Source organism: Pseudomonas sp. HLS-6 TE3448 (genome assembly GCF_053629555.1).
This window is the reverse complement of sequence record NZ_JBRJIO010000001.1, coordinates 2900921-2913627: the sequence shown is the minus strand read 5'-3', so window position 1 is coordinate 2913627 and position 12707 is coordinate 2900921. Positions and strand designations below refer to the sequence as shown.

Below are 12707 nucleotides of genomic sequence, written 5' to 3'. Positions count from 1 at the left end.
GACCTCATTATTCGCCGACGCTGATCTTCAGGCCAGCCGCTATTGCAAAGGGTGCCAACGTTACTGCCAGGGCGGTCAGGCTACCAAGCCAGAGCAGATAACCGGTCGCCGGCATCGCTTGCAGCGACGCCTGCAACGCGCCACTGCCCAAAATCAACACCGGGATATACAACGGCAGAATCAGCAGCGCCAGTAGCAGGCCACCACGTTTCAAGCCGACTGTCAGGGCCGCACCCACAGCGCCCAACAGGCTCAACACCGGGGTGCCGAGCAAAAGTGATGCCAGCAGCACGGGCAGGCTGGCACTTGGCAAGCCGAGCATCAAGGCCAGCAGCGGTGCCAACAATACCAGTGCCAGGCCGGAAAAGGCCCAGTGTGCCAGCACCTTGGCCAAAACCAGAAGAGGCAGGGGGTGCGACGAAAGGACCCACTGTTCCAGTGATCCATCCTCGAAATCACTGCGAAAAAGCCCGTCCAGCGAGAGCAGGACGGACAAAAGTGCAGCCACCCACACCAACCCAGGTGACAAGGTTTGCAACAATTGTGTCTCAGGACCGACCGCCAAAGGAAACAGTGCAATGACGATGGCGAAGAACACCAAGGGGTTGGCCAGCTCGGCCGGACGACGGCACAGCAGCCGCGCTTCGCGGCTCAGCAACAGGACAAATACACTCATGCGGCCCACTGCCCCAGGTTCAGTTCACGGTAACCGGAGGGTTTGCGCTCCAGCGTGTGGTGCGTGGTGAGGATCACCATGCCACCCGTTTCACAGTGGTGTGCCAGATGCGCTTCGAGCTGGGCCACCCCCTGCTTGTCGAGTGCGGTGAACGGTTCATCGAGGATCCACAACGGCGGGCTGTCCAGGTACAACCGGGCCAGGGCTACGCGACGCTGCTGACCGGCCGACAAGGTATGACAAGGCACGTCCTCGAAGCCACGCAGGCCAACCGCCGCCAGTGCCTGCCAGATCGCCTCGCGCCCGGCCGGGCGGTGCAAGGCACACAACCAGGCAAGGTTCTCCTCTGGCGTCAGCAGGTCCTTGATCCCCGCCGCATGGCCGATCCACAGCAGCAGCCGGGCCAGTTCGCCGCGTTGCTCAGCCAAGGGCTTGCCTTGAACCAGGATCTGGCCACTGGTCGGGCGCATCAAACCGGCCAGCAACCGCAACAGGCTGGTTTTACCGCTGCCGTTGGGGCCGCTGATCTGGAGCATGTCGCCGGCGGCCAACTGCAGATCGAGATGCTCGAAGAGCATTCGCCAGTCGCGCTCGCAGGCCAGATCCACCGCTTCGAGTTGAGGGGTCACAGGTTTGCCTTATTGGTTCGGATGACTGTCTCAAGTCGGTCCCGGCGCGGCCGTTATACTGGAACGGTGACGCGGCCGACTGGTCTGTTCAAAAGAGCACCAGACCGCGAGCTCAAGGCTCCCCGAAAGTTCGGGCCGCATTATACATGCCATGTCCTACTGCAAAGAGGGCTATTTCGACAGGTTGTAACTTGATGACAGGCGAAATCAACAGCGTCGGCACGCAGGCACTGGCCAATCCACAGGCGCGCGGTGCCGCCATGACCGGCGAACTGCTCAGGCTTTTGCAGCCTCAGCAGGGCCTGCTGGCCCCCGGCGAAACGGCAGACGCCGAAGTTCTCTCGCTGAAGCAGAATGGTCAAGACTTCCAACTATTGATCAAGTTGACCCAGGACAGCGGGCGGCAAACCAATGTACAAGCCAACAGCAGCCAGCCGCTGGCCCAAGGCACCCAGCTTACCGTCAGCCAGCCCAGCGCCTCGGCCCTGGCTATTGGCGTGCAACAGGCCAAGGCCAGTACTGTCGCCACGTTGACCCAGATCGACACCCGCCAGTTGCCGGTCGGCACCCTGCTGCAAGGCAAGGTACTGACCAGCCAGGCCCTGCCCCAGGCCAACGGCCAGGCCAGCGTGTTCCGCTCACTGGTTAGCCTGCTCAATACTGTCCAGGCAGGCGCCACGCTGGCCGTGGACAGCCCGCGCCCGCTGCCTCTGGGCAGCTTGCTCAGCGCCGTCGTACGCAGTGAACAACAGCTATCGTTCATGCCGCTGAGTGGTCGCCAGGACCAGTTGGCAATCGCCCAACACCTGAGCAGCCAGCAAACCCGCCAGGCATCATTACCAGGTCTGCTGGCGGCCTTGCAGCGGATCGCCAGCGATGATCAACAACCTGCCCCATTGCGTACCCGTATCGACACGCTGCTTGCCAGCCTGCCGGATGTACGCCAGCTCAGCGATGCGAAGGGCCTGGCCCACGCCATGAACAACAGCGGCCTGTTTCTGGAAGCCAAGTTGCTCAACGGCCTGCCAAGCGGCCTTGCACCGGACCTCAAGGCCCAGGTAGTACGCCTGATCGCACAGATACTGCCGGGGCTGCCCACCAGTACCCCATTCAACCCCGCCACCGCAGCGACCACCCTGTCCCAGGCCATGCCGGGCATGCTGCGCAACGCGCTGGGCATGCTCGGCCAGGTGGGTGCACGGATCACCCCTTCCAGCTTCCCCCTGCCCTCACGGCTGCTGCAAAGCCTGGAGGGCGAAGGCGACCTTGAGCACGTGCTGCGCCTCGCGGCGGCGGCCGTCTCTCGACTGCAAAGCCATCAACTGGCTAGCCTGGAGCAAACCGGCAATACCGCCGAAGGCACCCTGCAGACCACCTGGCAACTGGAAATTCCGCTGCGCACCGGCCAGGACTTCATGCCCTTGCAGATCAAGCTGCAACGCGAAGAAACGCCTGAGCAACAGGCCGACCCGGAACGTGAAAAGCGCGACCCTCTGGAAATGCTCTGGAAGATTGAGCTGTCGTTCGACCTCAGCCCGCTGGGGCCGTTGCAAGTGCAGGCGCAGCTTGCCCAGGGCTGCCTGTCGAGCCATCTGTGGGCCGAGCTGCCCAGCACAGTGCGCCTGATCGAAAGCCAGCTGAGCGAGCTGCGCACTCGTTTACTCGCACGGGGGCTGAGCGTCGGCGAGCTGAACTGTCATCACGGCACGCCGCCGCAAGGGCCGCGTACACGCCTGGAACAACGTTGGGTAGATGAAAACGCATGACTGAGCAAACACCCCGCCAGGCCATTGCCCTGAGCTACGACGGCCAACAAGCGCCCACCCTCACGGCCAAAGGCGATGACGCACTGGCCGAGGCGATCCTGGCGCTGGCGCGCGAGCATGAAGTGCCCATCTATGAAAACGCCGACCTGGTGAAGCTGCTGGCACGGATGGAGCTGGGCGACCGTATCCCCGAAGCGCTGTACTTGACCATCGCCGAAATCATCGCCTTCGCCTGGCAACTCAAAGGCAAGGTGCCGGTGGGCTTTGTCGATGAGGGACCGCAGGAACGGGATGTGACGCCACAGGTGCTGGGCCTGAAGGCACCGCTGTAAAAGGGAACGGGGGATTTGTGGCACTTGTCTCGCGAACTTATCCATTCCCTGTAGCGGCACTACCGACTGGTTTCGCCTTTTACGGCGACCCACTTTTGAACGGCACAAAAGTGGGCAAAACGCCCTGTCCCGACATCCGGCCCTACGCTGCGCTTCGGGTTCCTTCCTTACGCCATCGCTCCCGTGTGGACGCGCCGACGGGCCATCCATGGCCCATCAGCACTTGCGAGGCATCCATGCCTCGCACCCCACTACGCGACGGCTCCACTCAGCCTCCTGAAGGGACGCCCCGCAGCGCCTGACATTCCGCGCACTGACAAGCAGATGCTCGCTGTTTTGCTTGCCTGCGAAGATTTTGGGCTTTTCGGCATTGCTTTTTCATACGCTGAACCTGCAGGCACCGCCAAATTGTCCCTTCAGGAGGTCGAACGCAGGCAGTGCGTAGTCGGGTGCCAGGCATGGATGCCTGGCAAGGGCTGAGGGCCAGGAAGGCCCTTCAGCGCGGCCCCGGCGGGAGCACTGCCGGAGTGAGAGAACCCGCAGCGCAGCGGAGGGGCGGATGTTGGGACGAGGGGTTTTGGGCACTTTTGCCCCGACAAAAGTGCCCCGCCGTAAAGGCGGAACGGGGCATCAGGCCCAACATCGCGAATGGATATGCTTGCTTTCATCAGGGGGGATGCGTGTCTGTGGCCGCGATGGCTCCACTCAGCCTACTGAAGGGACACCCTGCAGCGCCTGCTACTTCGCGCACTGACAAACAAAGCCCACGCAGGAACTCGCCGCTTATCCGTGAAGGTAAACGGCGGTTTATCTTGGCCTTGATGCAGCTGATTGGGTGCTTAGCCGCGGTGCAGCTTACTCATCAGCTCTGCCTCGGCCTGGGTCAGGCCGCAGGACTGGGTCAGTTCGTCGACGCTGGCACCCATGCCGACCAAGCGCTCGGCCTGGGCAAACGACAGGCTGTTGGGGTCGCGCTGCTCCAACTGCATCAGCTTGTCAGGCAACGGTGCCACGACCGCACGCAACTCATGCAGGGCTTCGCCCATTCGCACGGTGCCATTCTGGTAATCGTCCAGGCGCTTGGCCAGGTCCTTGATGCGCTGATCGCGCAGCGCATCCCCCTGGGCCTGTTGCGAGGCCAGCTCACGCTGGCGCTTGCTATACCCCAGAAACAGCCACAGGCTCACCGCCCAGAGCAGCGCCAGAAAAATGACTGCAACCTCGAAAATCAAATCAGATGTTCTCCAGCTCTGACCACTCTTCCTCGGTCATCATCTTGTCCAACTCAACCAGAATCAGCAGCTCGCCGTTCTTGTTGCACACGCCTTGAATGAACTTGGCCGATTCCTCGTTGCCCACATTCGGCGCGGTTTCAACTTCCGATTGGCGCAGGTAAACCACTTCGGCAACGCTGTCGACCAGAATACCAACGACTTGCTTGTCCGCTTCGATGATGACGATACGGGTGTTGTCGCTGACATCGGTCGGTGCCAGGCCAAAGCGCTGACGCGTATCGATCACGGTGACGACGTTACCGCGCAGGTTGATGATGCCCAGCACGTAGCTCGGCGCACCCGGCACAGGCGCAATCTCGGTGTAGCGAAGCACTTCCTGCACTTGCATCACATTGATGCCGTAGGACTCGTTGTCCAGGCGGAAGGTCACCCACTGCAGAATCGGATCTTCGGAACCTTGTGCAGATGTCTTTTTCATTCCCCTAACCCTCAAAATCCGCCGTTGGCGGTGTGCTCAGTGTGACCGCACGCGGTGCGGCCATCATTTATGGTTGTTTGTGCATCTGCTTGACCGCGCCGCTGGCAATCAGCTCAGCCAATTCGGCGACATCCAGCAGCGCGCACATATGCTCAATCACGGTGCCGGCCAGCCATGGCCGCTGGCCACGTTGGCTACGCCATTTGATTTCGCTAGGGTCCAGGCGCAGCGAACGGCTGACCTGATGCACCGCCAGCCCCCACTCGTAGCCTTGCACCGAAATCACATACTGCAGCCCTTGACGGAAATCATCGCGGTAGCGGTCCGGCATGACCCAACGGGCAGTGTCCAGCACTTTCAGGTTGCCGGCCTGGCTCGGCAGAATGCCAAGAAACCAGTCAGGTTGGCCGAACAACGGTGTCAGTTCCTGACCCGCCAGCGAGTAGATCGAGCCCAGGCAGACCAGCGGAACGGCCAGCGTCAGCCCGGCGACATCGAACAACAGGCATTCAAACGGTTCGGCAGCCCAGGCTGGGCGACCGTCTGTGGTAGCCGGAGGCACTGGCGGATTGAGCGCAGGCGGCAGATGAACCTCAACCAAGGGTTCAACCGGCACTGGCGCCTCAACCACCGGAGCCGCTGGTGCTACCGCGACCTCCAGCGGTGGCGCGATAACAGGCATTACCAGCCGGCTCGGCTCGGCAAAGACCGTTGTGGTGACTTCTACCGATACAGACGGCTGGCGCTTGGCATCACGCACCTGCTCTTCAAGCACGGCAGCCTGAAATTCGTCCAGTTCCGCTGGCACTTCGACAGGCGGGCGAACCGTTTCAACACGCGGCGGCTCCAACTCTTCGGTCGCTTCCTGCAACAAGCCATCCAGGTAGGATTGCAGGGCCAGTTGTGGCCGGGTGGCGATCAACGCGGGGCGAGTCATCAAGCCACCTGCGCTGCAGCGTTGTGGGTAAGCAACTGCTTGAGCAGCGCCCTGTAAGCGGTTACGCCACGGCTTTTGCCATCGAATTGCGAAGGCGTCAAACCGGCCCGGCTGGCATCACGCAGGCGCGTATCAACCGGGATGTAGCCCTGCCAGATATGTTCCGGGTAACTGTCACGCAGCACCCGCAGCGTGCCCATGGAAGCCTGGGTACGCCGATCGAACAAGGTCGGCACGATATGGAACGGCAACGCCTGCTTGCGTGAGCGGTTGACCATCGCAAGCGTGCTGACCATGCGCTCCAGGCCTTTGACCGCCAGGTATTCGGTTTGCACTGGAATCACCAGTTGCTGGCTGGCAGCCAGGGCGTTGACCATCAACACGCCGAGTAACGGTGGGCTGTCGATGATGGCGTAGTCGAAATCCTGCCACAGCTGCGCCAGACTCTTGGCGATCACCAGGCCCAGGCCGCTTTGCCCAGGGGACTGACGCTCCAGGGTGGCCAGGGCGGTACTCGATGGCAACAACGAAATATTGTCGTGGCTGGTCGGCAGCAGCAGTTGCCCCGGCAAGCCTTCGGGGACAGTCCCCTTGTGCAGGAACAAGTCGAAGCTGCTGTGCTCCAGGGTATCGGGATTGTGCCCGAAGTAGCTGGTCATGGACCCATGAGGGTCGAGGTCAACCACGACCACGCGCTTGCCCGCATCAGCCAGCAAACCGGCCAAGGCGATGGACGTGGTGGTCTTGCCGACGCCACCTTTTTGATTGGCTACTGCCCAGACTCTCATTGCGCTGCTTCCTCCCGCTACGGCAACCTGCCCTACCGGGATCGGTTATAAGGTCGGTGACGGGGAATTGACGGGGCTGGCCCCGACCGTCGGTGATACCACTCGCGGTGCAGTTTGTGTGCCAGCTCGCTTCATTGCTGCATCTGGCGTGGCATTGGCACTGCCCGTACCGGTCAGGCTGCGGCGCACCTCCAGGTTACGCGAGATCACCAGCACCACCCGACGATTGCGCGCACGCCCTTCTGCCGTGGTATTGCTGGCAATCGGCTGGAACTCGCCATAGCCCACCGACGCCATGCGCGCGGGGTTAACGCCTTCCATCGCCAACAGGCGCACAATGCTGGCCGCACGCGCCGACGACAGTTCCCAGTTGGTCGGGTACTGCGCCGTGCGGATCGGCAAATCGTCGGTGAACCCTTCGACATGCACCGGGTTGGCGAAAGGCTTCAGGATCCGCGCCACTTTTTCGATGATATTGAAGGCCGCGTCGCTGGGCATGGCGTCGCCACTGCCAAACAGCAGCGAAGAGTTCAACTCGATCTCCACCCACAACTCGTTGCCGCGCACCGTCATCTGATCGGATTTGATCAAATCACCGAAGGCGTCCCGAACATCGTTGGTGATGGTCTTGAGTGGATCGCTGTTGGTTTGAGCAAGCCCGGCATCGACCTGTTCGCTATCGCGGATCAGCGGTTCGGCTGGCTTGACGCTGAGCGGCTGCTCATCGCCAATCGGAATCGGCCGCATGCTCCGTTCGGGGTCATTGAAAACCCCGAGCAGGGCCTGGGAAATTATTTTGTACTTGCCCTCGTTGATCGAGGAGATCGAGTACATGACCACGAAGAAGGCGAACAACAAGGTAATGAAGTCGGCGTACGACACCAGCCAGCGTTCGTGGTTCTCATGTTCCTCGGGGGCGCGACGGCGAGCCATGTATTACTCCATGAAGCCCTGAAGCTTCAACTCGATCGAACGCGGGTTTTCACCTTCTGCAATCGACAACAGGCCTTCCAGGAGCATTTCCCGGTAACGCGACTGACGCAGGGCCAGCGCCTTGAGCTTGTTGGCGACCGGCAGCAGGATCAGGTTGGCACTGGCAACACCATAGATCGTCGCCACGAACGCAACGGCAATGCCATTGCCCAGCTGGGATGGGTCGGCCAGATTGCCCATCACATGGATCAAACCCATTACCGCACCGATGATGCCGATGGTTGGCGCATAGCCGCCCATGCTCTCGAACACTTTTGCAGCCTGGATATCGCGGCTTTCCTGGGTGTAGAAATCCACCTCGAGAATGCTGCGAATCGCTTCCGGCTCCGCACCATCGACCAGCAGTTGCAAGCCCTTGCGCGCATAGGGATCGGGCTCGGCGTCAGCCACCCCTTCCAGGCCCAGCAGGCCCTCTTTGCGCGCCGTCAGGCTCCAGTTGACGACCCGATCAATACCACCGGCCAGGTCGACCCGTGGCGGGAACAGGATCCAGATGACAATCTGCATCGCGCGCTTGAAAGCGCTCATCGGCGACTGCAGCAACGAAGCCGCCAACGTGCCGCCGAGCACGATCAGCGCCGCAGGGCCGTTGATCAACGCAGACAGGTGGCCGCCTTCCAGGTAGTTGCCACCGATGATGGCAACAAAGGCCAGGATGATCCCGATGAGGCTCAAGACATCCATTAGACGCACGCCTCGACCAGATGCCGACCGATGTCATCCAGGCCGTACACCGCGTCCGCCAGATTGGCCTTGACGATCGCCATGGGCATGCCATAGATCACACAGCTGGCTTCATCCTGAGCCCAGACCTGGCTGCCGCCCTGCTTGAGCAGGCGAGCACCTTCGCGGCCATCAGCGCCCATGCCGGTCAACACCACGGCCAAGACCTTGTCACCGTAGGACTTCGCGGCAGAACCAAAGGTGATGTCCACGCACGGTTTGTAGTTCAGGCGCTCGTCGCCCGGGAGGATTTTCACCGTACCCCGCGCATCGACCATCATCTGCTTGCCACCCGGGGCCAGCAGCGCCAGGCCAGGACGCAACACGTCACCGTCCTCGGCTTCCTTGACACTGATCTTGCAGAGCTTGTCCAGGCGTTCGGCAAACGCCTTGGTGAACGCCGCCGGCATATGCTGGATCAATACGATCGGCGCCGGGAAGTTTGCCGGCAGCTGGGTCAGCACGCGTTGCAGGGCAACCGGGCCGCCTGTCGACGTGCCGATGGCCAGCAGCTTGTAGGACTTGCGCTTGGGGGCAGGCGAGCTGGGTGCGGCAGCACGTACTGGCGCACTAACAGGCGCAGGGCGCGAGAGGCTTGGCGACGCCATGCTGCTGACACTGTGCTGGGCGCTGGGCGCTGGAGCCGGTGCTGGCGTGGCGAAACTGCTGAAGCGGCGGTTACTGCGGGAAATGGTATGAACCTTTTCGCACAGCAGTTGCTTGACCTTTTCCGGGTTGCGCGAGATGTCCTCGAAGTTCTTCGGCAGGTAATCCACCGCACCGGCATCCAGTGCATCAAGGGTAACGCGAGCACCTTCATGGGTCAGCGAGGAGAACATCAACACCGGCGTCGGGCAACGCTGCATGATGTGCCGAACGGCAGTGATGCCATCCATCATGGGCATTTCATAGTCCATGGTGATCACATCAGGCTTGAGCGACAGTGCTTGGTCGATCGCTTCCTTGCCGTTGGTCGCGGTGCCCACGACCTGGATAGTCGGGTCCGCTGAAAGAATTTCCGAGACACGGCGGCGGAAGAAACCGGAATCATCCACCACCAGGACCTTGACTGCCATAAACACTCCATTACGGGGCGCGGTCGAAAGACCGCGCCACCGGGATCAAATACGCCGGGCAGCGTAACGCTTGAGCATGCTCGGAACGTCGAGGATCAGCGCAATGCGCCCGTCACCGGTAATGGTGGCGCCCGACATCCCAGGGGTGCCTTGCAGCATCTTGCCCAGCGGCTTGATGACCACCTCTTCCTGGCCGACCAGTTGATCGACGACGAAGCCGATCCGCTGAGTGCCCACCGAGAGGATCACCACATGGCCCTCGTGCTGCTCTTCATGAGCGGCAGAGCTGACCAACCAGCGCTTGAGGTAAAACAGTGGCAACGCCTTGTCGCGTACGATCACCACTTCCTGGCCGTCAACCACGTTGGTACGCGACAGGTCGAGGTGGAAAATTTCGTTGACGTTGACCAACGGGAACGCGAACGCCTGATTGCCCAGCATGACCATCAGCGTCGGCATGATCGCCAGGGTCAACGGCACCTTGATCACGATCTTCGAACCCTGGCCCTTGGCCGAGTAGATGTTGATCGAGCCGTTGAGCTGGGAGATCTTGGTTTTCACCACGTCCATGCCGACACCACGGCCAGACACATCGGAGATCTCGGTCTTGGTGGAAAAGCCCGGGGCGAAGATCAGGTTGTAGCAGTCCGACTCGCTCAGGCGATCGGCTGCATCCTTGTCCATCAGGCCCTTTTCCACCGCCTTGGCGCGCAGCACGTTGGGGTCCATGCCCTTGCCGTCGTCAGAGATCGACAAGAGGATGTGGTCACCTTCCTGCTCAGCCGACAATACGACCTTGCCACCACGCGATTTGCCTGCGGCTTCACGCTCTTCCGGTGTTTCGACACCGTGGTCGACAGCGTTGCGCACCAAGTGAACCAGCGGGTCGGCCAAGGCCTCGACCAGGTTTTTGTCCAGGTCGGTCTCTTCGCCCACCAGCTCCAGGTTGATCTCTTTCTTCAACTGGCGCGCCAGGTCACGAACCAGGCGCGGGAAGCGCCCGAAAACCTTCTTGATCGGCTGCATGCGGGTCTTCATGACCGCGGTCTGCAGGTCAGCGGTGACCACGTCAAGGTTCGACACCGCCTTGGACATGGCCTCATCGCCGCTGTTCAAGCCCAGGCGAACCAGACGGTTACGCACCAGTACCAGCTCGCCGACCATGTTCATGATCTCATCGAGGCGGGCGGTATCGACGCGCACCGTGGTTTCGGCTTCGCTGGCGGCATGCTTGTCGGCTGACGCCGGAGCGGCCTGACGCGCAGGTGCTGCCGCTGCAGCAGGCTTGGCGACGGGAGCAGGTGCAGGAGCCACAGCGGGCGCGGGCTTGGCCGCAGGCTTGGCTACTGCTGCTTCTGCGACCGAGGCCGTTGCTGCTGCGCCCTCGGCAAATTTACCTTTGCCGTGGATCTGATCGAGCAACGCTTCGAACTCGTGCTCGGAAATATGGTCGCCCGACGCTTCGGTAGCAGCGGGCTCGACAGCCGCGGCCGGCAGTGCATCCACAGCAAAGGTACCCTTGCCATGAAGCTGGTCCAGCAGCGCTTCAAATTCGTCGTCGGTAATTTCGTTGCTGGCTTCAGTACCTGCCTCGACAACCGCTGCCGACGCAGGCGCAGCAGGTGTGGGAAGGCTGTCGGCAGCAAACTGGCCTTTGCCGTGCAGTTGGTCGAGCAATGACTCAAATTCGGCATCGGTGATTTCATCACCCGCCGCAGCTGCCGGAGCGGCAGGCGCCTCGGCCTCGGCCTTGACGGCGTTGAGCGAGTCGAGCAGTTGCTCGAACTCCGTGTCGGTAATGTCGCCAGACGCTTGCTCAGCGGGCGCCTCGGCAACCGGTTCAGGCTCAGGCTCGGGTGCAGCAGCCTGCTGGGCCGAAGCCGGCTCAGCCAGGCGTGCCAGCGCAGCCAGCAGCTCTGGCGTGGCCGGCGTCACATCGCTGCGCTCGCGGACCTGGCCGAACATGCTGTTGACCGTGTCCAGGGCTTCCAGGACCACGTCCATCAGCTCGGAGTCCACGCGACGCTCGCCCTTGCGCAGAATGTCGAACACGTTCTCGGCAATATGGCAGCACTCCACCAGCTCATTGAGCTGGAGGAAGCCGGCGCCCCCTTTTACAGTGTGAAAGCCGCGAAAGATTGCATTGAGCAGATCCGCATCATCAGGCCGGCTTTCCAGCTCGACCAATTGCTCGGACAGTTGCTCAAGAATTTCGCCGGCTTCTACCAGGAAATCCTGGAGGATTTCTTCATCGGCGCCGAAGCTCATTAAACGTGCTCCCTAAAAACCCAGGCTGGACAACAGATCGTCGACATCGTCCTGACCGGACACGACGTCTTCACGCTTATCGGCATGAATCTGCGGACCTTCACCCCGAGTCGGATGTTTTTCTTGATCTTTTTCAGCACGTAGCTGCTGGTGGTCATGTTCAATACCGGCAAAGCGGTCGACCTGACTGGCCATCAATACGAGCTTGAGCAGATTGCTTTCTACTTCGGTAACCAGTTGCGTGACGCGCTTGATCACCTGGCCGGTCAGGTCTTGGTAGTCCTGAGCCAACAGAATGTCATTGAGGTGGCCTGCCACTTCACGGGTGCCGGCCTCGCTGCGCGTCAGAAAACTGTCAACGCGACGCGCCAGCTCGCGAAACTCCGGCGCAGCCACTTCTCGACGCATGAAACGCTGCCAGTCGGCACTCAAGGTACTTGCCTCGGCACTCAATTCTTGAAGCACCGGCGTACTTTGCTCGACCAGGTCCATGGTCCGGTTAGCCGCGCCCTCGGTGAGCTTGACCACATAGGACAAGCGCTCGGTGGCATCGGTGATCTGCGACACTTCCTCAGCCTGCGGCATCTGCGGGTCAATATGAAAACTGACGATCGCACTATGCAACTCGCGGGTGAGCTTGCCGACTTCCTGATACAGGCCACGATCACGGGTCTGGTTCAGCTGATGGATCAGTTGTACCGCGTCGCCGAATTTACCTCGTTCAAGGCTCTCGACAAGCTCGTTGGCATGTTTCTTCAGTGTCGACTCGAAGTCGCCCAACGACGATTGTTTATGCTCCATAAGCG

General features: G+C 61.3%; 13 protein-coding genes. 2 read left to right on the top strand and 11 right to left on the bottom strand.

What is annotated here, in order from left to right:
• Positions 1–7 precede the first annotated feature (7 nt).
• Both ccmB and ccmA read right to left on the bottom strand, forming a co-directional pair.
• Positions 8–676, bottom strand: a complete 669-nt coding sequence (ccmB, locus tag AB7M23_RS13545; protein ID WP_065759853.1) for a heme exporter protein CcmB — start codon at positions 674–676, stop codon at positions 8–10.
• The gene (ccmA, locus tag AB7M23_RS13540; protein WP_330523238.1) at positions 673–1305 is read right to left on the bottom strand and encodes a cytochrome c biogenesis heme-transporting ATPase CcmA; all 633 of its coding nucleotides are present in this window, start codon (positions 1303–1305) and stop codon (positions 673–675) included. Before ccmA ends, ccmB begins: the two co-directional genes overlap by 4 nt.
• A gap of 194 nt (positions 1306–1499) precedes the next feature.
• On the opposite strand from ccmA, the gene fliK reads away from it, so the two are divergent.
• Together fliK and AB7M23_RS13530 are read left to right on the top strand one after the other, a co-directional pair.
• A complete protein-coding gene (gene fliK, locus AB7M23_RS13535; RefSeq protein ID WP_454241045.1) occupies positions 1500–3071 on the top strand; it encodes a flagellar hook-length control protein FliK in 1572 nt (523 codons plus the stop codon).
• Positions 3068–3403, top strand: coding sequence for an EscU/YscU/HrcU family type III secretion system export apparatus switch protein (locus AB7M23_RS13530; RefSeq protein WP_454241044.1), 336 nt, complete (start codon positions 3068–3070; stop codon positions 3401–3403). Before fliK ends, AB7M23_RS13530 begins: the two co-directional genes overlap by 4 nt.
• Before the next feature lie 839 nt (positions 3404–4242).
• Here AB7M23_RS13530 and AB7M23_RS13525 read toward each other — a convergent pair.
• The 9 genes from AB7M23_RS13525 to AB7M23_RS13485 all read right to left on the bottom strand — a co-directional run bounded on the left by AB7M23_RS13525 (position 4243) and on the right by AB7M23_RS13485 (position 12702).
• The gene (locus AB7M23_RS13525) at positions 4243–4635 is read right to left on the bottom strand and encodes a DUF2802 domain-containing protein (protein ID WP_065760016.1); all 393 of its coding nucleotides are present in this window, start codon (positions 4633–4635) and stop codon (positions 4243–4245) included.
• 1 nt (position 4636) lies between these two features.
• Positions 4637–5116 (bottom strand): chemotaxis protein CheW, encoded by a 480-nt coding sequence (locus tag AB7M23_RS13520; protein WP_065760015.1) that lies wholly within the window; start codon positions 5114–5116, stop codon positions 4637–4639.
• Positions 5117–5183: 67 nt separating this feature from the next.
• Positions 5184–6053 carry a CheW domain-containing protein gene (locus tag AB7M23_RS13515; RefSeq protein WP_454241043.1) on the bottom strand — a complete coding sequence of 290 codons (870 nt, stop codon included), beginning with the start codon at positions 6051–6053 and terminating at the stop codon, positions 5184–5186.
• Positions 6053–6841 (bottom strand): ParA family protein, encoded by a 789-nt coding sequence (locus AB7M23_RS13510; protein WP_065760013.1) that lies wholly within the window; start codon positions 6839–6841, stop codon positions 6053–6055. The genes AB7M23_RS13515 and AB7M23_RS13510 overlap by 1 nt, the downstream gene beginning before the upstream one ends.
• A gap of 45 nt (positions 6842–6886) precedes the next feature.
• The gene (motD, locus tag AB7M23_RS13505; protein WP_065760012.1) at positions 6887–7774 is read right to left on the bottom strand and encodes a flagellar motor protein MotD; all 888 of its coding nucleotides are present in this window, start codon (positions 7772–7774) and stop codon (positions 6887–6889) included.
• A 3-nt stretch (positions 7775–7777) separates the two neighbouring features.
• Positions 7778–8518: a flagellar motor protein gene (locus tag AB7M23_RS13500; protein ID WP_065760011.1), complete on the bottom strand. Its 741-nt coding sequence runs from the start codon at positions 8516–8518 to the stop codon at positions 7778–7780.
• Entirely contained in the window at positions 8518–9633 is a 1116-nt protein-coding gene (locus tag AB7M23_RS13495; RefSeq protein ID WP_454241042.1) for a protein-glutamate methylesterase/protein-glutamine glutaminase, read from the bottom strand. Before AB7M23_RS13495 ends, AB7M23_RS13500 begins: the two co-directional genes overlap by 1 nt.
• A gap of 45 nt (positions 9634–9678) precedes the next feature.
• Complete coding sequence (locus tag AB7M23_RS13490; protein WP_454241041.1) at positions 9679–11901, bottom strand: chemotaxis protein CheA; 2223 nt, start codon at positions 11899–11901, stop codon at positions 9679–9681.
• Between the two features lie 12 nt (positions 11902–11913).
• A complete protein-coding gene (locus AB7M23_RS13485; protein ID WP_409278269.1) occupies positions 11914–12702 on the bottom strand; it encodes a protein phosphatase CheZ in 789 nt (262 codons plus the stop codon).
• Positions 12703–12707: the final 5 nt, after the last annotated feature.